This window comes from Enterobacter asburiae, assembly GCF_008080435.1.
GTDB classification, from domain to species: Bacteria; Pseudomonadota; Gammaproteobacteria; order Enterobacterales; family Enterobacteriaceae; genus Enterobacter; species Enterobacter asburiae_C.
Genome location: NZ_VRKN01000001.1, coordinates 326,913 through 351,235, shown reverse-complemented (window position 1 = coordinate 351,235; position 24,323 = coordinate 326,913). Strand labels below are relative to the sequence as shown.

Annotated in this window: 16 protein-coding genes and 2 pseudogenes; 13 read left to right on the top strand and 5 right to left on the bottom strand. The window is 55.2% G+C overall.

Annotated elements, in window-relative coordinates; translation table 11 throughout:
* Window positions 1-13 precede the first annotated feature (13 nt).
* The 9 genes from tssH (at window position 14) to FU672_RS01575 (ending at window position 13,947) form a co-directional block, all read left to right on the top strand.
* A complete protein-coding gene (gene tssH / locus FU672_RS01615; protein WP_148241890.1) occupies window positions 14-2,629 on the top strand; it encodes a type VI secretion system ATPase TssH in 2,616 nt (871 codons plus the stop codon).
* A 24-nt stretch (window positions 2,630-2,653) separates the two neighbouring features.
* The gene (locus tag FU672_RS01610; RefSeq protein WP_148241889.1) at window positions 2,654-4,072 is read left to right on the top strand and encodes a serine/threonine protein kinase; all 1,419 of its coding nucleotides are present in this window, start codon (window positions 2,654-2,656) and stop codon (window positions 4,070-4,072) included.
* Between the two features lie 65 nt (window positions 4,073-4,137).
* Window positions 4,138-6,843, top strand: coding sequence for a type VI secretion system tip protein TssI/VgrG (tssI, locus tag FU672_RS01605; protein ID WP_148241888.1), 2,706 nt, complete (start codon window positions 4,138-4,140; stop codon window positions 6,841-6,843).
* 11 nt (window positions 6,844-6,854) lie between these two features.
* Complete coding sequence (locus FU672_RS01600; RefSeq protein ID WP_262348991.1) at window positions 6,855-7,430, top strand: hypothetical protein; 576 nt, start codon at window positions 6,855-6,857, stop codon at window positions 7,428-7,430.
* A gap of 3 nt (window positions 7,431-7,433) precedes the next feature.
* Window positions 7,434-7,874: an Ivy family c-type lysozyme inhibitor gene (locus tag FU672_RS01595; RefSeq protein ID WP_262348990.1), complete on the top strand. Its 441-nt coding sequence runs from the start codon at window positions 7,434-7,436 to the stop codon at window positions 7,872-7,874.
* A 154-nt stretch (window positions 7,875-8,028) separates the two neighbouring features.
* A complete protein-coding gene (locus tag FU672_RS01590) occupies window positions 8,029-8,469 on the top strand; it encodes a DcrB-related protein (protein ID WP_148241887.1) in 441 nt (146 codons plus the stop codon).
* A gap of 3 nt (window positions 8,470-8,472) precedes the next feature.
* Window positions 8,473-12,843 (top strand): RHS repeat-associated core domain-containing protein, encoded by a 4,371-nt coding sequence (locus FU672_RS01585; protein WP_148241886.1) that lies wholly within the window; start codon window positions 8,473-8,475, stop codon window positions 12,841-12,843.
* 11 nt (window positions 12,844-12,854) lie between these two features.
* Window positions 12,855-13,337: an SMI1/KNR4 family protein gene (locus FU672_RS01580; RefSeq protein ID WP_148241885.1), complete on the top strand. Its 483-nt coding sequence runs from the start codon at window positions 12,855-12,857 to the stop codon at window positions 13,335-13,337.
* A gap of 172 nt (window positions 13,338-13,509) precedes the next feature.
* Entirely contained in the window at window positions 13,510-13,947 is a 438-nt protein-coding gene (locus FU672_RS01575) for a hypothetical protein (protein ID WP_148241884.1), read from the top strand.
* 55 nt (window positions 13,948-14,002) lie between these two features.
* On the opposite strand, the pseudogene FU672_RS01570 reads toward FU672_RS01575, so the two are convergent.
* Window positions 14,003-14,113: pseudogene (locus FU672_RS01570) on the bottom strand (DUF933 domain-containing protein); the annotation flags it as partial.
* Window positions 14,114-14,365: 252 nt separating this feature from the next.
* On the opposite strand from FU672_RS01570, the pseudogene FU672_RS25430 reads away from it, so the two are divergent.
* A pseudogene (locus tag FU672_RS25430) lies at window positions 14,366-14,588 on the top strand (RHS repeat-associated core domain-containing protein); the annotation flags it as partial.
* Window positions 14,589-14,700: 112 nt separating this feature from the next.
* Here FU672_RS25430 and FU672_RS01560 read toward each other — a convergent pair.
* On the bottom strand, window positions 14,701-18,516 hold the full coding sequence (locus FU672_RS01560) for a S6 family peptidase (protein ID WP_508610034.1): 3,816 nt from the start codon (window positions 18,514-18,516) through the stop codon (window positions 14,701-14,703).
* Between the two features lie 19 nt (window positions 18,517-18,535).
* Here FU672_RS01560 and FU672_RS24830 point away from each other — a divergent pair, with 19 nt between their 5' ends.
* Window positions 18,536-18,715, top strand: a complete 180-nt coding sequence (locus tag FU672_RS24830; RefSeq protein ID WP_187360775.1) for a hypothetical protein — start codon at window positions 18,536-18,538, stop codon at window positions 18,713-18,715.
* 302 nt (window positions 18,716-19,017) lie between these two features.
* Here FU672_RS24830 and ychF read toward each other — a convergent pair whose 3' ends face one another.
* Entirely contained in the window at window positions 19,018-20,112 is a 1,095-nt protein-coding gene (gene ychF, locus FU672_RS01555) for a redox-regulated ATPase YchF (protein WP_148241882.1), read from the bottom strand.
* Between the two features lie 126 nt (window positions 20,113-20,238).
* Window positions 20,239-20,823 (bottom strand): aminoacyl-tRNA hydrolase, encoded by a 585-nt coding sequence (gene pth / locus FU672_RS01550; RefSeq protein WP_134350590.1) that lies wholly within the window; start codon window positions 20,821-20,823, stop codon window positions 20,239-20,241.
* A gap of 274 nt (window positions 20,824-21,097) precedes the next feature.
* Here pth and ychH point away from each other — a divergent pair, with 274 nt between their 5' ends.
* Both ychH and FU672_RS01540 read left to right on the top strand, forming a co-directional pair.
* Window positions 21,098-21,373: a stress-induced protein YchH gene (gene ychH, locus FU672_RS01545; protein WP_148241881.1), complete on the top strand. Its 276-nt coding sequence runs from the start codon at window positions 21,098-21,100 to the stop codon at window positions 21,371-21,373.
* A 121-nt stretch (window positions 21,374-21,494) separates the two neighbouring features.
* Window positions 21,495-22,553 carry a MerR family transcriptional regulator gene (locus FU672_RS01540; RefSeq protein WP_148241880.1) on the top strand — a complete coding sequence of 353 codons (1,059 nt, stop codon included), beginning with the start codon at window positions 21,495-21,497 and terminating at the stop codon, window positions 22,551-22,553.
* On the opposite strand, the gene dauA is transcribed toward FU672_RS01540, so the two are convergent.
* Window positions 22,539-24,218: a C4-dicarboxylic acid transporter DauA gene (gene dauA, locus FU672_RS01535; protein WP_148241879.1), complete on the bottom strand. Its 1,680-nt coding sequence runs from the start codon at window positions 24,216-24,218 to the stop codon at window positions 22,539-22,541. The two genes, FU672_RS01540 and dauA, sit on opposite strands and share 15 nt — an antisense overlap.
* Window positions 24,219-24,323 lie beyond the last annotated feature (105 nt).

The following is a 24,323-nucleotide window of genomic DNA, read 5'->3' as shown; positions in this document are numbered from 1 at the left end:
AACGGAACCGAACATGTCAGAAATAAGCCGTGCCGTGCTTTTCGGCAAACTGGATACGCTGCTATTTACCTCTCTGGAAAGCGCGACTGCGTTCTGCAAGCTGCGCGGCAACCCGTATGTTGAGCTGGTGCACTGGCTGCATCAGCTGATGCAGCAGCAGGATGGCGATCTGCAGCAGATCATCCGCCACTTTGCCCTCGATGAACAGCAGCTGACGCGCGATATCGTTGCGGCGCTGGATGTCCTTCCGCGTGGTGCCAGTTCAGTTTCCGATCTCTCTGAACATATCGACAGCGCCGTAGAGCGCGCCTGGGTCTTTGGCTCGCTGAAGTTTGGCGTTAGCCGTATTCGCGGCGGCCATTTGCTGATCGGCATGCTTAAAACCTGGAATCTGGCCAATGTGCTGAAAAGCATCTCGGCGCAGTTCACCCGCCTTAACGTCGAGGTGCTGATTGAGCAGTTCGATGCCATCTGTGCCAACAGCAAAGAGACGCAGCAGGCCGCTGCCGCCGTCGACGCACCGGCGGGTGCGGTACCGGCGGCGCAGGGGACGCTGGCCCAGTACGGCCAGGACCTGACCGCGCGTGCCCGCGATGGGAAGATTGACCCGGTGGTCGGGCGCGACGAGGAGATCCGCCAGATGGTGGATATTCTGATGCGCCGTCGCCAGAACAACCCGCTGTTGACCGGGGAAGCCGGGGTCGGCAAAACGGCGGTGGTGGAAGGGCTGGCACTGCGTATCGCCGACGGCGACGTGCCGGAGCCGCTGCAAAATATTCAGCTGTGGCTGCTGGATATCGGCATGCTGCAGGCAGGCGCGGGCATGAAAGGCGAGTTCGAAGCCCGGCTGCAGGCGTTAATCAATGAAGTGCAGTCCAGCGCCACGCCGATCATTCTGTTTATCGATGAGATCCACACCCTGATTGGCGCGGGCGGCCAGCAGGGCACCGGCGATGCGGCGAACCTGCTGAAGCCCGCGCTGGCGCGCGGTCAGCTGCGCACCATCGGGGCCACTACCTGGGCGGAATATAAAAAGTACATCGAGAAAGATCCGGCGCTGACCCGTCGTTTCCAGACGGTGCAGGTTCACGAGCCGGACGAAGCAAAAGCCATTCTGATGCTGCGCAGCACCGTGTCGCCGCTGGAGACGCACCACCAGGTGCTGCTGCTCGACGAAGCGGTCAGCGCGGCGGTAAAGCTGTCCCATCGCTACATCCCGGCGCGTCAGCTGCCGGATAAAGCCGTTGCGCTGCTCGATACCGCCTGCGCCCGCGTCGCGGTCAGCCAGAGCGCGCCCCCTGCGCAGCTGGAAGACTGCCTGCGCCACCTTGCCGCGCTGGACGTGGAAATTGAGATAGCTGAACGTGAAGCGCGCGTCGGTGCCGGTGACGCCCATCGCGTGACGGCTTTACTCGCCGAACGCGATGCGTATGAAACAAAACGCGAAGCCCTGGCCCAGCGCTGGGAAGAAGAACGCAGCCTGGTGCAGGAGATTATCCGCCTGCGCGCCGCACTGTTCGCGGCGGGAGATGAAGATACCGCTGTGCTGCGTAGCCAGCTGGTGGAGCAGCAGCAGGCACTGAACGCCTTACAGAGTGATGAACCGCTGCTGTTTGCGGCGGTGGATGAAAACGTGGTTGCCGCGGTGGTCTCTGACTGGACCGGGATCCCGCTGGGCCGGATGGTGAAAAACGAGATCGACGCGGTGCTCAACCTCGCCGACACGCTGAACCAGCGCGTTATCGGCCAGCGTCACGGTCTGGATCTCATTGCCCGCCGTGTGAAAACCTCGCGGGCGAAGCTCGACGATCCCAACAAACCGGTGGGTGTCTTTATGCTGTGCGGCCCGTCCGGCGTCGGTAAAACCGAAACGGCGCTGGCGCTCGCCGAATCCCTGTACGGTGGCGAGCAGAACGTTATCACCATCAACATGAGTGAGTTCCAGGAAGCGCATACCGTTTCCACCTTAAAAGGTGCGCCTCCGGGGTACGTAGGGTATGGTGAAGGCGGCGTGTTAACCGAGGCCGTGCGCCGCCGCCCGTATAGCGTGGTGCTGCTGGACGAAATTGAAAAAGCGCACCCGGACGTCCACGAAATCTTCTTCCAGGTCTTTGATAAAGGCTGGATGGAAGACGGCGAGGGGCGCCACATTGATTTCCGTAACACCATAATTATTCTCACCTCTAACGTTGGCACCGAGCTGATTAGCGCCATGTGTGCCGATCCGGAGCTGATGCCGGAGCCGGACGCCCTGAGCGGCGCCCTGCGCCAGCCGCTGCTGGAGGTATTCCCACCGGCACTGCTGGGCCGTCTGCTGGTGGTGCCGTACTACCCGCTCAGCGACGAGATGCTGGGGCAGATTGTTCGCCTGCAGCTCAAGCGCATTCAGCGTCGTCTGGAAGAGAATCACAGCATTATTTCTGAGTTTGACGACAGCGTGGTGGAACAGATTGTTCAGCGTTGTACCGAGGTGGAGTCCGGTGGCCGCATGGTGGACGCTATTCTGACCAACACCTTACTGCCTCAGATGAGTCAGATCTTACTTACCGCCAGCCGCAGCGACGAGCAGTACCGACGTCTGCACGTCACCTGCGAGCAGGGCGAGTTTCACTGTCAGTTTGCCGCGTAATAATCATCAAGAGAACTGTAAAAGATGACGGATAATGATAACAATCGGACTGTCCCAAACGCGCTCCCGGTCGGGTACCGCTTCAACGAGTTTGAAATCAAAGAGGTGATCGGCGGCGGCGGTTTTGGCATCGTCTATCGCGCGTGGGATCACCAGCTCGAACGCACTATCGCTATCAAAGAATTTATGCCTTCCTCGCTCGCCGTACGCGGCGACGACATGACCCTGGTGCTGCGCAGCGAGCGCTTTGGCAAGGCGTTTTCCGCGGGCCTGAACAGCTTCATTCAGGAAGCCCGTCTGCTGGCGCGCTTTAACCACCCGAACCTGCTGCACGTCCTGCGCTTCTGGGTGCAAAACGACACAGCCTACATGGGGACGCTGTTTTACAGCGGCACCACGCTTTCACGCCTGCGCGAAGAAAAACCGGAGCTGATCAACGAAGCCTGGATCCGCCGCACGCTGCCGATGCTGTTTGGTGCGATCAAGACCATCCACGACGAAGGCTACCTGCACCGCGACATCTCTCTGGATAACATTCAGATCCAGGATAACGGCCTGCCGGTGCTGCTCGATTTCGGCTCGGCGCGCCGCACCATCGGTAACCTGTCCGACGAAACGGAAACCATGCTGCGCCCGGGCTTTGCGCCGATTGAGCAGTACACCGATGACAACGAAAGCGAGCAGGGTCCGTGGACGGATATTTACGCCCTCGGCGCCGTGCTGCGTACCCTGATTGTGGGGTCTCCGCCGCCGGTCAGCGTGGTGCGCTCTATTCAGGATACCTGCAAACCGCTGGTGGAAATCATGCCGCAGGGCTATTCCATTCCGCTGCTGCAGGCCATCGACCGCGCGCTGGCGCTGCACATGGAGGACCGTCCGCAGTCAATCGACGAGTTCGCTGCGCTGATAGAGATGCCGGTCGCCGGTATCAACGATGTGCTGACGGCGAAAAAGCCTGGCACGATGCTGGTACCGGTGGAGGAAGAAAAACCGGCTTCGCTACTCGACTGGCGTCGCTACAAGATCCCGGGCATGGTTGCCGCAGGCGTGCTGGTGGGCGTTGTCGCCGGGGCGATGCTGTTCAGCGGCGGTAATGATGCACCTGAGCAAACCGCACAGGCACCGGCAGAGACGCGTCCGACTGAAACCGCCGCGAACACGCCAGACGTGAAGCCAGAAACGGCGAAGGTTAACGAGCAGGCGACGGCGCAACAGACTCCACCGCCTGTCGAGAGCCCTGTTGCGTTGGTCTATATCCGCATCCTCGACGGTGAAACGCTGAAAGTAAACGGCGAGCCAAAAGCGCTGCGTCCGGCGACAAACGGCTATGCATCGCTCAAGCTGCCAGCCGGTGAGGTGAAGATTGAACTGCAGGGCAACGGAAGAACGCGTGGCCAGACGCTGGATATCACCAAGCCGGGCACCTGGTTGGTGAACCCTTAGAATTACGCTCAGTCACAGATGCGAACCTCTTTTCTGAATCGCATAAGCTAGATGGAATAAAGATTATGCTCAACCGAATTACCGTTCAGCTCCCGGTGGAGGGGCTTCTGTTCTGGAAACTGACGGGCCGCGAGGCGATGTCCGAGTCGTTCGCGCTGACGCTGACCGTGCTCGGCACGGACGCGCGCATTGACCGCAGCAAGCTGCTGGGCCAGCCGGTCACGGTGACCATCCCGACGCAGAACCTGCTGACCTCCCGCTATGTTAACGGCAAGATTACCCGCGTGGCGGTCAGCGCCGTTGAGCTGACGGGCACCCGCTATGCGGTGTACCAGCTGACGGTGGAGCCCGACCTGTGGCCGATGAAGCGCGACCGTAACCTGCGTATCTTCCAGGGGCAGACGGTACCGCAGATTGTGAAAACCCTGCTGGGTGAGCATCAGGTCAACGTTGAGGATAAACTCACCGGCAGCTACCGGGTGTGGGACTACTGCGTGCAGTATCAGGAGTCGAGCCTGGACTTCATCAGCCGCCTGATGGAGCTGGAGGGGATTGCGTATCACTTCCGCCATGAGGCGGACAAACACACCCTGGTGCTCACCGACGCCGCGACGCAGCATCAGCCGTTCAGCGGCTATGAGGTCATTCCTTACCACCAGACGCCGTCCGGCGGCAGTACGGATGAGGAGGGCATCAGCCAGTGGGCGCTGGAGGACAGCGTGACGCCGGGGATTTACAGCCTCGACGACTATGACTTCCGCAAGCCGAACGCGTGGCTGTTCCAGGCCCAGCAGAACCCGGCGTCGCCGAAGCCGGGGAGCATCGACGTATACGACTGGCCGGGGCGCTTTGTGGATAAAGGGCACGGGGAGTTCTATGCCCGTATTCGTCAGGAGCGCTGGCAGGTTGAGCATCAGCAGATTCAGGCCACCGCGACGGCGGCGGGGATTGCGCCGGGGCACACCTTCACGTTAACCAACGCGCCGTTCTTCAGCGACAACGGGGAGTATCTGGTGACGGCAGCGGGTTACCACCTCGAAGAGAACCGCTACGCCAGCGGCGAGGGGGAGACCATTCACCGCACCGATTTCACGGTGATCCCGTCGGCGGTGGTGTACCGTCCGGCACAGACCACCGCGTGGCCGCGCACCTACGGCCCGCAGACCGCGAAAGTGGTGGGGCCGCAGGGGGAGAGTATCTGGACGGACAAATATGGCCGGGTGAAGGTGAAGTTCCACTGGGACCGCCTGGCGAAGGGCGATGACACCAGCTCGTGCTGGGTGCGCGTGTCGAGCGCCTGGGCCGGGCAGGGCTACGGCGGGGTGCAGATCCCGCGCGTGGGCGACGAGGTGGTGGTGGACTTTATCAACGGCGATCCGGACCGTCCGATTATTACCGGGCGCGTGTACAACGAAGCGAGCATGCCGCCGTGGGCGCTGCCTGCTGCGGCGACGCAGATGGGCTTTATGAGCCGCACGAAAGACGGTTCCGTCGACAACGCCAACGCCCTGCGCTTTGAGGACAAGGCGGGCGCAGAGCAGGTGTGGATCCAGGCCGAGCGGAACATGGACACCAGCGTTAAAAATGATGAAACGCACAGCGTCGGCGGCGAGCGCAGCCATTACGTGAAGAAAAATGAACTGCATCGCGTGGAAGCGAACCAAACCCAGGCCGTGAAAGGTGGTACCGAAATCCTGACGGGGAAAGGCAAGCTGGATGCGGCGGTGGAACAGTATGTCATCGCTTCCGGGACGAAGCTGCGGCTGGTCTCTGGTGAAAGCGCCATTGAGCTGAATGCTAACGGCAAGATTAACCTGATCGGCAAAGAGTTTAACTTCTTCGTGGAAGGGGATGGTTATATCACCACGGGCGGTAAGCTGCACCTGAATACCTCGGGAACCAAGCCGGGCACAACGGCACCGGGGGCGGGGCATAAAGGGGATATTGATGCGGCGGTGCAGGTGTATTTCTCTCCGGATCAGGCTAAAAAATCTGCTGGTGCGGGAGTTGCCGGAGGCGCAGGTAAAGCGGCACCTGCGCAAAACAATTCAGCTGCATCGACTGGCACAGACAAAACCAGTGAATATGATTATTCGTTGCAGGACATGGTGGATAAGCAAAAGAATTTAAAGGCTAAACCTCAAAAGTGGACGCGACGCGGTTTTGTTAACGCCTCTGAGGATGATATTAAGAAATATGCAAACCCGGATAACTACAATACTGGAACTGATAAATATCAGTTCCTTGATCTCTCATCTTCATCAGGTGTTTCTGAAAGTGATATGGCTTCCTTCCTGAAAGGGAAAGGCGTACTTGAAGGTCAAGAAAAAACATATCTTGATGCAGCAAAGAAATACAATGTCAGTGAAGTTTACCTGGCCTCGCATTCCGCTCTCGAAACAGGTAACGGAGCGAGTGAACTGGCAAAAGGTGTCGAGGTGAACGGTGTAAAAGTTTATAACATGTACGGTATTGGCGCTCTAGATGGCAATGCCGTTAAAACAGGTTCCAATTACGCATATAAAATGGGATGGACTTCGCCAGAAAAAGCGATAGATGGTGGTGCGAAATGGATTTCCGAAAAATATATTAATAATGCGGATTATGCCCAAAACAATCTTTATAAGATGCGATGGAACCCAGCTTCGCCAGGAACACATCAGTATGCAACTGATGTCAACTGGGCTGTAGCCCAAACATCAAACATGAAGAAAATGTTTGATAATTTCCCTGGGGCAAACCTATCATATGATATTCCAAAGTTTAAGTAATGGATCAACTTATGAGTAAGAAAATTCTGAGTGTTTTATGTTCGGTTCTGGTGCTCTGCAGCTTGAACAGTTATGCCGCGACTGCTCAAATCAATAAAGAAGTTGAAAATTCATCACATAATCTTTTAGCAAATCCCGATTTTTCTGTACAAATAAACAAACAGTCTGTCGCATTGGGCGACAGATGGACTAATGACGTGGCACGTAAAGTTGAGTTGCCAATTGACGGCCATTTTGTCGGGGAAGTTCCTTTTGACGGAACAAATTATAAATTCTTCCAGCATCAAAAGGCTGGTTTAGAAATATTCAGTTCCAATCTTTGGTGGGATAAAGCCGAGAGAAGTGTTGATGATTATATTGTGTCGCAGATTACGCTAACTGCTGCGGATGGCAAAACAGCCCGCGGGATCCATATTGGTTCAACAATAAATGAACTTAATAACGCTTATGGTAGTGGCCAGGTTGAAAATGATTCCGGGGAGCAGTGGGTTTCCTATGAATTGGGTAAGAAATTGCTCTCTTTTGAGGTTAAAGACAGTAAGGTTGTGAAAATAACAATGAATTACGAAAATGGTTCTTCAGAGTGATTTATGACCAAGAAATATTTGGCAGTCGTATTGTTCACGGCTTTATTGACAGGCGTTGTTGAAACGTCGTCGGCGCTTGAATTATCGCAATACAATAACCTCGATACGGTCAGTCGCATCGTTAACGACAGCGAAGTGACAGACAATCTCAGGAAGACGCTGGGAAATCATTACCAGACCTTTATTGATAACTTTGATGTCTTTGGTGAACCGCATACCACCATAGGTGGCGGATTGTTTGTTGAAGGCTGGCTAAAGGATCTCTACCAGGATAACGCATCCGCACTGGTTATCAATCCTGACGGCAAAATCTTTGCAGCCTGGGTAGTTCCGGAGTCTGACGTTATCCATTACCAGTCATCTGATAATAGCCAGGTTATTCATGCTGATATTCAGCAATGGGCTGCCAGATTCAATCCGATGCATTTTGCAACGGTCAACTAATCAATATTATGCACCCGTGAAATTAGTTGTCAGCAAAGGTAACCATGTTTTAGTCGAACAGTCAGGTCAGTGGCTTAAATAAAAAAGCCAGCCAAAAGGCCTACATGGATAGGCCTTCTTGTTTCTCTCAATATTAATCATCCCGAGTTCACTTATGAAATACACCCTCCAGGAAGGTTCGTTTTCCCTTTTTCCTGCTGCCTGGCAGGATAACAGCATGAACATTATTCGCGATGACGAAAGCGGGCTGTCCGTGGTGGTCAGTCGCGGCGTTATCCCGGATGGCAGCGACTACGAACAAGAGTTCCACCGCCAGTGGGATGTGCTGCGCCCTCAGATGGGTGAAATTGCCCAGAGTGAATTCCGGAACGTAAAAGCCGGGCCTGACGGAAAAATTAACGGGCTGGAAGTTGAGACCACCTTTGACCGTAATGGACAGCGCTTGTGGCAAAAACAGCTGGCCGTTGAGACGCCGGGCAAACCGGTATTGATGATTTTTACCCTCTCGGCACTCAGAGCATTCACCGAAGAGGACGAGGTGCGCTGGAGCGCGCTTAAGCAGAGTCTGACGCTAAACGACAACCGGAATGTGTAAGGCATGAGCGATAACAACGCGGCCCGTAAGGGCGACGAGATTATTCACTCCAGCATTTTTGCTGACATCACCAGCATTGTGGCGGAAGGTGCCGCCTATGCGGTGATCGGTGCGGCGGTAGGGCTGGCGGCTACGGCAGCCGCGCCACTGCTCGGTGCCGGAGCCGCCGCAGCGGGAGTGGCGGCGGTTGGATCCAGCTGTCTGTTAAGCGGGATTATCGGTGGCGTGCTGGCGAACGTGGCGGGGATCACTGACGATATCAGCAACGCCGCGGAAGGATTAGGCAATGCACTTTTCCCGCCGTCGCCTGCGGGTAAAATCACCACCGGTTCGAATAACGTTCTGACCAACGCCATCCCCGCCGCACGTGCGGCAGGAACGTTGACGCCTGCCGATACACCGTCCCCTGAGCCGCAGTCGCCGGGCAGCTTTGCAGATTACGCGGGCATGCTGCTTTCCGCCGCCGGACAGTTTGGCAGTGAAATGTGGCAGCCGAGCGTGGCCTCTGCCGCCGCGGGAACCTCGCCGCTGGAAGAAGACAAGGTGGCGTGCGAAAAGCACTCCGGGCCGCAGTATCTGGCGGAAGGCTCTAAAAGCGTCTTCATCAACGGGCAGCCCGCGGTGCGCGCGAAAGATCGCACCACCTGCGAAGGCACCGTTTCCGACGATGTCTCCCCCAACGTGATCATCGGCGGGGACACGCTCACGGTCCGCGATATCAAAAGCGGTAAAACACCGGGTCTGGCGCTGGGGATGATTGCGCTCTCCCTGCTGCGCGGGCGTCCGGGCAAGATCCTGAAAAACATGCCCTGTGCGCTGGCGGCGGCTGGCGGCGGGATGCTGGCCGATATGGCAGTGAATGCCGTGTTTGGCTCCTCGCACCCGGTTCACGCCGCCACCGGTGTGAAGGTGCTGAATGACGACGACGAACTCGATTTCTCGCTGCCGGGGCGCTTCCCGCTTCGCTGGCAGCGCAGCTACAACAGCCTGACCACCCGCGAAGGACTTTTTGGTTTTGGCTGGGCAACCACCTTTGACAGCTATCTGACGCTGGAAGAAAACAATGCCACCTGGTTCGACGAAACCGGGCGTGAGCTAAGCTTCGAGCTGCCGCCTGTCGACCGCGCGTTTTACAGCATCAGCGAAGGCATCATTATCCGCCGCAATGAGAACGGCGACGTGGCGATTGCTGACGATGACGGCGCAGTATGGCGTCTGTATAAACCGACCCGGGCGAATCCATCCATCCTGCGTCTGGCCTCCCTCAGCGACGAATACGGCAACGCACTGCTGACGGAGTGGGACGAGCAGGACAGGCTGGTCGGTCTTCACGACGAGCCGCGGGCGATAGACGTCACCCTGAGTTATGAGGACGCACGATTCCCACAGCGCGTTACCGCTGCCAGCCATTTCGACGGCAACCAGACATGGCCGCTGATGCAGTGGGGCTACGATGTGCGCGGCCAACTGGCGAGCGCGACGGATGCCTCCGGCGTGGTGACGCGTGAATACCGCTATAACGAGCACGGGTTGATGGTCTGGCACCGGATGCCGGGTGGTCTGGAGAGCGAATACCGCTGGAAAAAACTCGACCACTGGCGCGTGGTGGAAAACCGCACCAGCACCGGCGATGGCTGCCGCTTTAGCTACGATTTAGCCGCCGGGATGACGACCGTCGAGCACTACGACGGTCAGACGCGTCGCCACTACTGGAACGCGCAAAATCTGATTGTCCGCTACGTTGACGAGCGCGGTGAAAACTGGCGCTACGAGTGGGATGACAACGAACTTCTGACGCGTCGCATCGATCCGCTCGGCAACGCCGTTACCTTCGTCTACGACGAAATGGGCAACCGGGTTCAGGAGATCGATGCCGACGGCAATACCCGCACTACCACCTGGCTGGAGCACCGCGCGCTTCCTGCGGCCATTATCGAAGCCGACGGCAGCGCCACCCGGTTCTGGTACGACGAACATCACGGGCTGAAGCGCGTGGTGGATCCGATAGGGCAGACTACGCAACTGCGCCGGGACGCGTTCGGCCAGGTCGTTGAAGAGGTCGATGCCGCCGGAAACAGCCGCTACCAGGAGTACAACGAGGCCGGGCAGATTATTCGCGCGACGGACTGTTCCGGGCGTATTACCCGCTACCGCTATCATCCGCTGGGCTGGCTGGTGGCCGAGATGAGCGCCGACGGTGAAGAGACGCGCTATCGCTACGACGCTGCAGGGCGTCCGGTACAGCTCGATCGCCCGGAAGGCTGGACGGAATCGCTCAAATGGAACGAACGTGGCCTGCCGGTGAAGCATGCGGGCGCTGACGGTAAAGAAAGTGAGTTCAGATACGATGAGGCAGGGCGCTTAACTGCCACCCGCAATACCCAGGGCGAAGAGGTGCGCCGCCGCTGGGACAGCCGCGGGCGTCTGATTGCCCTGGAAAACGAAAACGGCGAAGCGTATCAGTTCCGCTGGGGCGCGGACTCGCTGCTGCTGGAAGAGGTGGGGCTCGATGGCGTAACCTCGCAGTATCGCTACGACGCCTGCGGGCGCACGATAGCCCGCACGTTCGCCGCCGGTCATCCGGAGGCCATCACCCACGCCTTCGCCTGGAGCGCGAGCGGCCAGCTGGTCGCCCGCACCACGCCGGAAGGGCAGACCCGCTACCACTACACTCCGTCCGGGCTTTTAAGCCGGATAGGGCTGCATCCTGCGCTTTCAGCCGATGCCTGGACCACCGAGGCAGAGCAGGAGCTCGCCTTTGACTATGACGCGCTTGGTCGCGTCACGCGCGAGGCGGGCGAGCACGGCGAGCTGGCGTGGGAGTATGACGCGCTGGGTAACTGCACCTCCATCACGCTGCCCGATGGCCGCGAGTTAAAGCAGTTCTACTACGGCAGCGGGCATCTGCTCAGCATTGCTCTTGATAAGCTGTCGGTCTCCGATTTTACCCGCGATGAACTCCACCGCGAGACCAGCCGCACCCAGGGGCTGCTGACCACCCGCAGCGAATACGATCGTCTTGGGCGACTGCATCGCCGTGACGTCTTTACCGGCAATGCCCAGCGCCCGTCGCCGCGCCGCTGGTCTCGCCGATGGGATTACGACTACCGCAATAACCTGGTGCGGGAAGAGCAGGACGATAACCCGTTCAGCTGGTACCGCTGGCAGTACGACAGCGCCGGGCGTCTGCTCGTTCAGGACGGCACGCTGCCCGGACAGGAGCAGTGGCGCTGGGATGTTGCCGGTAACCCGCTCGAAGGATCTGCTGAGAAGGTCACGCACAACCGCCTGATGCAGTTGAACGGCATTCGCTGGCGTTATGACATCCACGGCCGCACCGTGGAGAAAGATAACGGCCAGACGCGCTGGCACTACCGCTACGACGGTGAACATCGCCTGACGGAGGTCATCAGCCAGCCGCGGGACCGCAACAAACCGCAGACGCAGGTCAGCTTCCGCTACGATCCGCTCGGACGACGCATCAGCAAAACGCGCCGCCAGATGCTGAGCGGACAGCCAACGGGCAGGGCAGTCACCACCCGGTTTATCTGGGAAGGGTTCCGTCTGCTGCAGGAGGTGCACGGGGATGTGCCGTTGACCTACGTCTACAGCGATCAGGACAGCTACGACCCGCTGGCGCGTATTGACGGCGTGGAAGCGCCTGAGATCTTCTGGTTCCACTGTCAGCCCAACGGCACGCCGGAGCGAATGACGGATGTCGAAGGGCAGGTGCGCTGGGAAGGGGTGAACAGCGCATGGGGCAAGCTGCTGCGGGAAAGCGAGACGCAGGTATCAGGATATTCTCAGAACCTGCGCATGCAGGGGCAATACCTGGACCGTGAGACAGGGCTGCACTACAATCTGTTCCGGTATTATGACCCGGACTGCGGGCGGTTTACGCAGCAGGACCCGATAGGGCTGGCGGGGGGGATAAACCTCTACCAGTATGCGCCGAATGCGCTGGGGTGGGTGGATCCGTGGGGGTTGGCATTAAAGGGAGTCGACTTTACAGGAAGCCCAGATCTTTTCCCAATTAATGGAACGAAACAGAATATTGTATCTATTACAATGCAAGGAACTCGAGATAGAGATTTCACCGAGGCTTTCAAAGCAGCCGGTATTTCTAAAAGCGAAGCAACCGGATATACATGGCATCATGTCGATGATTTTGACCCAGCCACAGGAAGGACAACAATGCAATTAGTAAAAACTTCTGCGCATGAAGCTACTTTCCCACATAAAGGCTCAGTCTCACAATTCGAGAAATATTTTGGTGTAAAATATGGTTCCCAAGAAGCCATTGCTGTTTCTCATTCTAAAGGCTGGTTGAAGGGGCGTGTCCCGAAAAAATTGCGTGCAAACTGTCACCAGTGAGGTATAAATCTATGAATCATTTCAGTAACTGTGAAAAAAAGATTGGACGTGCAGATATTGCTAAAACGGAAGAGAAATTATCTTTTACTCTTCCTGATGATTTCGTTTCACATTATCTGCAATTCAATGGTGGCACGCCAGAGAAAAGTTGGTGGGACGATGATGAAGATTTTGAGCCAGTAGAGGTGGCTGCGTTTAAACCGTTTGTTTATAATAGTCAGACAAATGATGATCCTGGATCTTTAATTGACGGTTGCTATATCAGCATGGTGGATAGGGAAGTGATTCCTAAAAACCTGCTTCCTTTCGCAAATGATTGGGGAGGGAATTTCTTCTGTCTGGATTTAGATAATTACTCAATTGTATATTTTGCTACAGATTCTTTTGATGAAGATTTGACTATGCAAGAGAATCACACAAAACTTCAAAGATATCTGACAAATTCATTTGCCAACTTTGTTAACGGATTAGTAGCAGATGAGGATCTTTCTTAAAGGATACTTAAAAATTCAATCGATTTATTTAATTCGATCGCTGTTGTTTTGATATTCATATTCTTAATAAAACTCTGTGACACAAATCATAGGGTTTTATTATAAATCAGCATGGCGCGCTTGGTGGTATGAACGTACCTAGGATTCCTGGTGGAATAAATCAGGTTAAAACATGAAGATATCCCAGTTAGCAACATATAGGTTAAATAATATTAATTGGTTTGTTAATCTTGGTGTGGCAACGACACTCACTGGTGTTATCCAGGCTCAGTCCCTTAGCTTATTTATAAAAGGGCTGAATAGTGATGAATGGGAGAGTGCCACCTTGGAGGCTGGTAATGAAATAACGGGTTATCTCGCAAAAAAACATACTAACAAATATCAATGCTGGAACTCTTTGGTTACAGAAGCTAAGAAAGTTGTGGAGAATGATATTATCCTCAAAATAACTTTCCCAGAATTTGAGAAAAGCTCAATGATTGAGAACCTAAAATGGGATCTTGTGAATTATTTGCTTGAAGATGCGTATAGTTCTTTACTGCAAGGGCCTTTCTTTTTTGACAGATTAATTAATGTTTATGAAGCAGGGCATATGCCCTGTGGATGGTGAGGTACTTGGCCAGCGGGCAAACTAGTTATCTATTGATAGATCACACGCAAAAAAATCAAACGTTAAACAAGAAGTTCATCACATCGCCATCTTTAACGATGTAATCTTTCTCTTCCGCACGCATCTTGCCAGCTTCTTTCGCACCTTGCTCACCCTTGCCTTTGATAAGCTGCCAGTATATTCGCGACGACCTCCACCTTGAGACCAACCGTATTCAGGGGTTGCTGACCACGCGCAACGAGTATGACCGCCTTGGCCGATTGCATCGCCGGGACGATTTTACCCGCAATGCCCAACACCCAACACCCAACACCCAACACCCAACACCCAACACCCAACACCCAACACCCAACACCCAACACCCAACACCCAACACCCATTACCGTGCCACTGGGATTACGACTACCGCAATAACCAGGTGCGGGAAAACGAGAAGAAGGTATCAGGATATTCTCAGAACCAGCGCATGCAGGGGCAATATCTGGACCGTGAGAAAGGCAGCACTACAATCTGTTCCGGTATTCTGACCCGGACTGCGGGCGGTTTACGCAGCAGGGCCTGACAGGGTTGGCGGGAGGATAGATCTTTACCAGTATGGTGCAAATAGTCTCACCAGAATAGATCCTGTGGGGTTAAAACAAGAAGACGTTATACGCTATCCAGTGAGCAGGACCGGCAGGGTTTATTAAACCTAATCATGTCAGGAAAAAGATTAAAGCCTGACATCCCTCCAACCTACTGCCGGCTCCCTGGTTACCTGAAGCGGTATATCAGATTGACGGAACCACTGTAATCCGTCCTGAAGACACCACCGAAGCTGGTTTCACCTTTTGCACTGACCATTACATCCTGAGAGATATCTCCATCCAGCCCCACTTTCACACGGTAACGGTTGTCAGACCAGGAGGCGTAGTGGCGAACTGACTGCCGGTCTGCGAGTGTTGTCTGCGAACCATTTTTACCCGGCGAGTACAAATACTCCATGCTGGCCGTCAGGTTAATGTTTTCCAGACTCTTGCCAAAACCACGCTTCTGCAACTGCAGCCCTGCACTTGCGTAATAAGGTGTCGCGGAACTGAGTCTGACGTCAGCATTATCACCCTGCAGGGAATACCCCGAAAGATGCGCTGTACTTACCCCAGCAAATGGTTTGAGCTGCAGTGCATCGCTGAAGAAACCGAACTGATAACCTGTTCTTACTCCGCCTGTCAGAATATGACTGTTGCGTTTTTGCCCCTGTATGCCCGTCAGCGGATCGAGCGTGATATCCTGGAGGAGGTGCATATACTGACCCGAAACGTCAACAAACCCTCCTTTACCCCATCCCCGGGTATAGTATGCTCCCGCCGTCGCCATGCGGTGGCTTTCATCACCAGCCCCTTTTATTTTGCCCTGGGTATAGCTGACACCGATTCCCCCGCCCTGGATTCCATCGTGGCGATCCCAGCCCAGCGCCAGCGTCTGCTGGCTGGCATCCAGTCCCAGAAAATTGCCTTTACGTTGTTCAAGGGTGACCCACGAGCCAGCGTCTTCAGGCGCGTTGTGCAGGACGTTCGTCCGGTTATACAGTTGGCTGACGGCTTCACTCACCAGGTACTGCCGTGAAGCCATTAGTGCACGCGTGTGATGAATCAGAGGCCGGTTATCTTCAATGGTAAACCAGTCATTGATGGAGCCTGGTTTAACATCTTCTGTCTTATACGTTTGTTCATCCGTTGAGTCTTCTGTATCTGTCTGCGATGTGGCCGGTTTTTCTTCCAGTATCACCGGCTCAGCGGAAGTGACAGGTTTCTCTTCTGAAACCGCCGGGATATCCGGGGCGTCCGGTGTTTCTTCAGGTGCCGCGGAGACATCCGGAGCGGTCGGCGTCTCTACCGGTGTCACCGGATCGTTATTCTGCTTGCGTTCAAGCACCCAGAGAACTCGATTGTTTTCATCCTTAACCTGATAGTCAGGCGTATAGAGGGTAAAACCGCGTGAAAGCGAAGCCAGGGTGAAGTAGTTGTGATCGGTGCCTCCCGGCGCGTCGGCAAATACCGCACCCTGCTTCGGCGGCAATAGCGTCCCATCTTCGGCCAGCGGAACGATATTGAGCATGTTGCCTTGACCGGTTGCCTCGCTGGTGATAACCACCTTATCGCCGGTGCCGGCAGAGATATTCAGACCAAGATTCAGCAGCGTGCCCGTGGCATGCAGTGCGTCGACCGTAAGCGTTTTGGCATGCCAGGTGTTGTCCTGAAGCGGTAATGTCGAGATGCGGCTTCCGGGCGCGGCAACCAGCGTGTCGACGACACTGCTGTCTGTCATTCGCCATAAGGACGTACTCGCCAGGCTCATGCTGCTCTGTGCCTGCCCGGCGAGACTACCCTGCCAGACCACTTTTCCAAGCTGAAGATGCGCACCGCTGCCCAGGGTAATATCGCCCTCGACGGTGCTCTCCGGCAGTGCGTCAGCCACCTCCTGCGAAAGGGGCTCCTGACTGCATCTGCCTGTATCAGTGTTTATCACCTCAGCACAACGCCAGAGCGGCGTTCCACCGTCCTGGGCGTCGTGATAACCCAGCAGCACCTGCGCGCCATCGGCGGCTTTAATATCGGCATAGACCTGCGTCCACGTTCCGACCTGAAGTACCGCACCCGACCGCACGTCGATCGTGTCCGCTCTGAACGAGGCAGTCTGCCAGTCATCGTCATATACCACTCCCCCTGCATGAGGAACCGGCTGACCGGAAAGCAGCAGCGTCCCGGACTTAACGTCCATGGCCCCCGTGACGTTGGCTCCACCCGTCAGGGCCATCACGGATGAGACGTCAGGCATGGCCAGGGTGATATTGAGCTTGCCCTGTGCCTTCGCGCTATCCCGCTCGCCCAGGAAACCGCGGAACACCAGCCGATTACGCTCTGTCGTTATCGCCAGCGCGGCTTGATCCCGATCGTTGCCCATGTATTCCCATGATGAATTACTGGTCTGACTGGTCGGGAAATAGCCATAAGATTCTGTCTTCAGTCGGAAATATTCTGTTTTATGGTTGTAGGGGTTGTTATAGAGGTAGAGATCTCCGGGGTTGCCTTTTCTGGTCGAACTCCAGCGGTTCAGCGCGATGTCATCCGGAGAATAGCCCGTCAGCATCACGGTGGAGGCCACAGTAGAATTTCTGTTTACGAGTGCAGCGCCGCTGTCGGTGTGGTTTATTTCCCGAAAACCGAGGTTATTACCATTGAGATCCAGCGTGCCGCCCCGGTAACCGAAGAAAATGTTATCGGTGCTGAGCTGCCCGGCGTCGCTGAGCACCACGGTAGGACGACCGCTGACGAGCGTGACCGAGGAAAAGGCCTGCTTATGACCTGCATCATCGGCCTGCTGGTCAAGTACCACGGTACCGTCTCCAACGTTAAGCGACCCTGGATTATCGCCGACTGCGTTTACCCACAACGTACCCTTACCGATTTTATGCAGCGCATCATTGGCAACGCCGTTTACCCCCCAGTACACCGTGCGCCGTTCATCAACTTCAATTCCGCCGCCAGCCCAGGTTGCGGCCGGGTCACGGCCCGGCTGAACCACGTAGTTAGCCGAGAACTGCAGCTTTCCGGCCCCCATGTTAATGGCATCATCAAGTATCAGGCTGCCCCCGTCGCCGCTAAAGCGCAGATCCCGGGTGGAATCAAGTTCCTCGTAGCTTGCCTGTGAAGGCGCGAGATTTTTATAGCGATCGGCCAGTCCAGTCCAGCCCCAGCGGTGGTTTCCCTGGGTAATGACCTCCTGCGTCCAGTGAATATCTCCCTCTCCATCACTATCTTTAACGTCAGGAGATGTATTGGCCGCGATCACCGCCTGGGCAAAATCGCTTTGTAAAAACAGGGCATAAGTACGTTGGTTATAACCGCTGTCACCTATCGCCGTGGTGACGCCAGCCAGCTTCCAGACGTTATCCACGTTGTCATAAACCAAAACCGGGCTACCGCTGTCGCCGCCTTTACCACCTATTTCAAGGGGGGCAACGTTGGGATCGTCCGGACCATGCATGTACCAGCGAAGTCGCGCATTTTCAAATACGACCTTATTAAACGTTCCGCCGGTTTTCCAGTTATAAGCTCCGGTCAGATTTTGTTCAGCTCCGGTCTCAGCATCGAGTTGCACCTGTGTACCGGCACCTGCGCGGGCATAATAAACGTAACGCTCCGGATGTGCCTTCAGATCCGAGCCGGTGACTACCTGCGGTAGCGCAGCGGCCTCCGTAACCACTTTATTCAGACGCGGCAGGTGAAAATCCTGGCTGCTATCCTCATTACGGTTGATCAGCACATAGGTCGTTTTATATTTAGCGCTGTTACCGAAGTCGACGGACTTATAGCCGCTGTTGTGTTTTACGCTGGCAAGATAAGAAGGGGAGTAAAGCGTGGCATATCCCCCTGAAATGACAGAGCCAAAATCTGGCATTGGGAAATTCAACGTATGAGACGTCATAGCGTCTTTTTCCGGAATGCTTATTCCTGTCATACCCGGTGTATAGCGGCCAAGGTTTTCTGCAAAATCCCGAAATTCCTGAACAGTAAATTTATCGCTCATCAACCCTGCGAAGGCATTTGTGGAATGGATTGCTGTGAAACACATTATTGATAAAGCTTTATATTTCATTCAAAGTCCGTTTTTTAATTATAAAATAATATTTTTAATTAATCATATTCCAGACTTGAGTGGTGAAATCAATGTTAAAGCTAAAAAATCAGAAGTTTCCTCTATTAATTCATGGCGCCGGATGGATTAATCTATTGCGAGAATATCCAATATGGAGGGTGAGTGAAATGGCATCTCCTGTTATGACAGTCAGTATTTGTTCGTGGATTTAATATCTCAGGTGCCCTGGCAGTTAGTTTGGTCTGAAAATACGAACTGAATCGTGAACCACCAATCGTTATGGCATATGCGTTACCGATGCAATTTTGATTGCGTTATTACGAGATAACTTGAGACTCTATGAAATGAAAAATCCACGCAACTGCGTGGATTTTATATGTTTTAGCGATCCTTATGAGATTCAGCGACACCTCATAAGACAACGAATTTTATTTAGACGTTAAACAAGAAGTTCATCACATCGCCATCCTTAACGATGTAATCTTTCCCTTCCGCACGCATCTTGCCTGCTTCTTTCGCGCCTTGCTCACCCTTGTAGGTGATAAAGTCTTCAAACGCGATAGTTTGTGCACGAATAAAGCCTTTCTCAAAGTCGGTGTGGATCTTACCGGCCGCCTGAGGCGCAGTCGCACCTACAGGAATCGTCCACGCACGCACTTCTTTCACGCCAGCGGTGAAGTAGGTCTGCAGGTTCAGCAGCTCATAGCCTGCGCGAATTACGCGGTTCAGGCCTGGCTCTTCCAGACCCAGCTCGGTCATGAACTCTTCACGGTCGGCGTCGTCCAGCTCAGCGATATCGGATTCAACGGCAGCGCAAACCGCCACAACCACAGAACCTTCAGCCGCTGCGATTTCACGCACCTTGTCCAGGTAAGGGTTGTTCTCGAAACCGTCTTCGTTAACGTTGGCGATGTACATGGTTGGCTTCAGGGTCAGGAAGCTCAGGTATTTGATTGCTGCCTTGTCTTCTTCCGTCAGGTTTTTCAGCGCGCGCAGCATGCCGGCGTTTTCCAGCTGCGGCAGACATTTCTCCAGTGCAGCCAGTTCTGCTTTCGCATCTTTGTCGCCGCCTTTGGCTTTCTTCTGCACGCGGTGAATAGCGCGTTCGCAGGTGTCGAGGTCAGAGAGCGCCAGCTCGGTGTTGATGACGTCGATGTCGTCAGCCGGATCCACTTTATTGTTTACGTGGATGATGTTGTCGTTCTCGAAACAGCGCACAACGTGGCCGATCGCTTCGGTTTCACGGATGTTGGTCAGGAACTGGTTACCTAGACCTTCACCTTTGGATGCGCCTTTTACCAGACCCGCGATGTCCACGAATTCCATGGTGGTTGGCAGAATGCGCTGCGGCTTCACGATTTCCGCGAGCTGGTCCAGGCGCGGGTCAGGCATTGGCACAACGCCGGTGTTAGGTTCGATGGTACAGAACGGGAAGTTCGCCGCTTCGATACCCGCTTTGGTAAGCGCGTTAAACAGGGTGGATTTGCCCACGTTTGGCAGACCGACGATACCGCATTTGAATCCCATTTCTAAATCACCTTAATGTCTTGATAATCAATCCGTTAACGATAACCGATTGATGAAAAGTAAATAACTACGCCTATTATACACGTAACCCGCATGACGCGCGGTAAAAAAGCCGTATCGGGCGGATTATTGCGCTTTGAAAGCGTGTAAGCGGTTTGTCGCTTTGGTTAACCCGTCTTTCAGCCATATTTCAGTGCAACGCGCGGCTTCGTCTACCGCCTCGTCAATCAGTTTCTGCTCAGAAATCGGGGGTTTACCGAGTACGAAACCGACAACTTTGTTTTTATCGCCCGGATGGCCGATTCCTACACGCAAACGGTGGAAATTCGGGTTATTGCCCAGCTTGCTGATGATGTCTTTAAGACCGTTGTGGCCGCCGTGCCCGCCGCCCAGTTTGAATTTTGCCACGCCGGGCGGGAGATCCAGTTCATCGTGAGCCACCAGAATTTCATCCGGATTGATGCGATAAAATGTTGCCATTGCCGCCACGGCTTTACCGCTCAGGTTCATAAAGGTGGTGGGCACCAGTAAACGAACATCCGCGCCAGCAAGGTTGATACGTGAGGTATATCCGAAGAATTTAGGTTCTTCACGCAGGGGAGCACGTAACCGCTCGGCCAGCAGATCGACGTACCAAGCCCCGGCGTTGTGGCGGGTGGCCGCATATTCTGCGCCTGGGTTGGCGAGGCCGACAATCAGTTTAATCGTCACGATTCAATTCCTAATGGGTTCCAGATCTGGCGCGTAGTTTACTGTCTGGCGCGCCGCTTGACAAAATTCTGCGATCTTCTCAGCGAAATACGAATAATTTCTGATTTGAACAATTAGAATTTCAAGCTGTTCAACGTCTTATTTGTAAACTTTTGTTTGGGAGTTATCTGTAATTGTGATCATTCACGCAACTCATAAAAGGGGCGTTGTCTATACTTTACACACAAGGATTAGGGGCTTTTCCCCTGACAACCCAAAGTTCCGGAGGTGACACATGAGACGCAAAAACGCTTCGTTACTCGGTAACGTACTGATGGGATTGGGGCTGTTCGTGATGGTAGCCGGTGTGGGTTATTCAATTTTAAACCAGCTACCGCAGCTTGACCTCCCGCAATACTTTGCGCATGGCGCGATATTGAGCATCTTCGTTGGTGCGGTATTGTGGCTGGCGGGGGCTCGCGTGAGCGGCCATGAGGAAGTGTGTGACAAATACTGGTGGGTGCGCCACTACGATAAACGCTGTCGTCGCGACCAGCATAAGCACAGCTAGTGCTACGATAAAGAACACCGAAACGGCTCCCGAGGGAGTCGTTTTTTTTTGCATCAAGGGTTGACCCTCACGTAACGTAAGGCTCCAGAGTGATGCCACTGGCAAAGAAAAAGGAGCAGTTATGTTGATTCAGGTGGGTGAGCTGGCGAAACGTGCCGGGATCACCGTGCGGACATTGCACCACTATGAGCAAACAGGGTTGTTGCTGCCTTCTGCCAGAAGCGCGGCAGGTTACCGGCTTTACAACCTGGCGGATGTTCAGCGTCTGCACATGATCCAGGCGCTGGCAAAAGCGGGGCTGGAACTTGCTGAAATCAGGGATTTCCTGGAACAGGAGTCGCTGTCGTTAACCGAGTTACTCGATGCGCAAATCACGTTGCTGGATAAACAGCTGCGCAGCATACATACGCTGCGCGACCGACTGATGGATTTACGCACCGGGCTTCTCGACGATGCGACGCCGAATCTGGAATCCTGGCTACAGACTCTGGAGTTAATGAATATGTACGATCGCTGGTTTAGCAAAGAAGAGTTACAGCAGCTGCCGTTTGCGGTGCAGAAGGATGCGCTGGCGGCTATCTGGTCAGGGCTGGTTGCAGAGGCCAACACGCTACTGGAGCAACCTATACCCGTTACGGACGCGCGGGCGATGGACCTGGCGAGGCGCTGGATGGAACGCCTGGAGCAGGACACGGCGGGCAAGCCGGAGTTTCTCACCCGGCTGAACGAGATGCACAGCGTTGAACCGCAGATGCAGGCGCAGACCGGCATCACGCCGGAGATGACGGATTACATCACGCGTGCGTTTGCTGAATCTAAGCTCAGCATATGGGAGAAGTATCTCACTGCCGAAGAGATGGCCTTTACCCGGGCACACTACTTTGACCGCATGATGGAGTGGCCGCCGCTGGTGGCGAAACTGCATCATGCGCAGCGGAAAAATATCGATCCTGCCTCTGAGGAGGCACAAAAGCTGGCTGAAAACTGGCTGGCATTGTTCCAGTCTTACGCGGGTACCAACCCGGAAACTCAGCAAAAGTTTCGTACTGCCATGCAGCAGGAGCCGCATCTGATGAAAGGAACATGGATGACGCCTGCCGTGCTTGCATGGCTCCAGCAGGCGATTGGGGTGATGATGCAGAGACGTTTCTCTGTATCAGGTGACTCACAGATCCGCTAACGCGGCTTCACGGTTAGGGTAGAAGGAGAGTCGGCCAGGGATAGGCTGCACACCCGCGCGCGCCATGGTGCGCAGTGGCTGAAATTCCAGGTTACTCACCCGTAGCTCACAGCCTTCCGGCAGACGTGCAACAAAGCGCTGGAAGGCATCCAGGCCACCTGCATCCAGCACCGGTACGGCATCCCATTTCAGCACCACAACCCGTTTGCCCGCGATGCGGGACTCCAGATCGCTGAACAGACCTTCCGCTGCGGCGAAGAAAAGCGGACCAATCACGCGCAGAACCAGCACATCGTCGGGCACCTCAACGTTAACCGGAGAAAGGCGTGTCATCTGCGCAATACGGCGCATAAACAGCAGGGAAGCCAGCACGATCCCAACGCTGATGGCGATAACCATATCGAACAGCACGGTCAGCGACATGCAGATCAGCATCACGATGATGTCGTCTTTCGGTGCACGACGCAGCAGGTGAACGACCTTATGCGCCTCACTCATGTTCCAGGCCACCATCAGCAGCAGGGCGGCCATGGCGGAAAGCGGTAGCCAGGAGAGCAGTGGGGCGAGGATCAGCAGGGCGAGGATCACCAGCACGGAGTGGATAACCGCCGAAACGGGTGAGGTTGCCCCCGCGCGCACGTTTGCAGCAGAACGGGCGATGGCTGCCGTTGCGGTAATACCGCCGAAGAACGGCGCGACGAGGTTGCCTAATCCCTGACCGACCAGTTCGCTGTTGGCTTTGTGTTTGGTACCGGTCATGCCGTCCAGAACGACGGCGCAGAGCAGGGATTCAATCGCCCCCAGCATCGCCATTGAGAACGCGGCAGGAAGCAAAGCACGCAGGGAATCCCAGCTTAGGGTAAAGCTGGAGCCGGGCATGTCCCACGGCAGCACCAGCTGCGGCAACAGTTGCGGAATGCCGCTACCCTGTGAACCGTCCGCCAGAACATAGTGGAACTGCGAGCCGATAGTCGCGACATGACCACCGAACATATTGACGATGGCCATCACCGCGCAGCCCAGCAGCAGCGCGGGCAGATGGCCCGGCAGGCGGATCCCCAGACGCGGCCAGACGATCAGCGTGCCCAGCGTCACAATCCCGATGGCGGCATCGCCCAGGTTGGCCGTCGGCAGCGCCATAAACAGCGCCCCAACTTTTTGCAGATAGTGCTCCGGTACGTGAGGCATCTGCAGACCGAGGAAGTCCTTGATCTGCATGGTTCCGATGGTGATACCAATCCCCGAGGTGAATCCCAGCGTCACGGAAAGGGGGATGTACTCGATCAGCCGCCCAAAGCGGGCCAGGCCAAACAGAATCAAAAAGACGCCGGACATCAGGGTGGCGACCAGCAGGCCTGCCAGACCAAACTGCTGCGAAACCGGGTAGAGGATCACCACAAAGGCAGCCGTCGGGCCGGAGACGCTGAAGCGCGAGCCGCCCGTCAGGGCAATGACTATCCCGGCAACGGCCGAGGTGTACAGACCGTACTGCGGCGCAACGCCGCTGCCAATCGCCAGCGCCATCGCCAGCGGAATGGCAATAATGCCGACGGTGATCCCGGCAATCAGGTCACGTACAAAGCGTGATGAGGTGTACTTCTCTTTCCAGCAGGCGTCGATGAGGGCGCGAAAGGGCAGAACATGTGAGGAGGTTACGTTTTTCACAATTATCTATCATCCGTATGCGCATCATCTGTCATGTGAATGGCAGGTGAAGGAGGCATTAATCATACAAATAAAACCCAGAGACAAAAAAACCCGCCGCAGCGG

Bases quoted from the DNA above. Each gene is read 5' to 3' on its own strand.
- tssI (WP_148241888.1), top strand. From the start codon at position 4,138: ATGCTCAACCGAATTACCGTTCAGCTCCCGGTGGAGGGGCTTCTGTTC.
- FU672_RS01595 (WP_262348990.1), top strand. From the start codon at position 7,434: ATGACCAAGAAATATTTGGCAGTCGTATTGTTCACGGCTTTATTGACA.
- FU672_RS01600 (WP_262348991.1), top strand. From the start codon at position 6,855: ATGAGTAAGAAAATTCTGAGTGTTTTATGTTCGGTTCTGGTGCTCTGC.
- FU672_RS01590 (WP_148241887.1), top strand. From the start codon at position 8,029: ATGAAATACACCCTCCAGGAAGGTTCGTTTTCCCTTTTTCCTGCTGCC.
- FU672_RS01610 (WP_148241889.1), top strand. From the start codon at position 2,654: ATGACGGATAATGATAACAATCGGACTGTCCCAAACGCGCTCCCGGTC.
- FU672_RS01585 (WP_148241886.1), top strand. From the start codon at position 8,473: ATGAGCGATAACAACGCGGCCCGTAAGGGCGACGAGATTATTCACTCC.
- FU672_RS01540 (WP_148241880.1), top strand. From the start codon at position 21,495: ATGTTGATTCAGGTGGGTGAGCTGGCGAAACGTGCCGGGATCACCGTG.
- ychF (WP_148241882.1), bottom strand. From the start codon at position 20,112: ATGGGATTCAAATGCGGTATCGTCGGTCTGCCAAACGTGGGCAAATCC.
- ychH (WP_148241881.1), top strand. From the start codon at position 21,098: ATGAGACGCAAAAACGCTTCGTTACTCGGTAACGTACTGATGGGATTG.
- tssH (WP_148241890.1), top strand. From the start codon at position 14: ATGTCAGAAATAAGCCGTGCCGTGCTTTTCGGCAAACTGGATACGCTG.
- FU672_RS01580 (WP_148241885.1), top strand. From the start codon at position 12,855: ATGAATCATTTCAGTAACTGTGAAAAAAAGATTGGACGTGCAGATATT.
- FU672_RS01575 (WP_148241884.1), top strand. From the start codon at position 13,510: ATGAAGATATCCCAGTTAGCAACATATAGGTTAAATAATATTAATTGG.
- FU672_RS01560 (WP_508610034.1), bottom strand. From the start codon at position 18,516: ATGAGCGATAAATTTACTGTTCAGGAATTTCGGGATTTTGCAGAAAAC.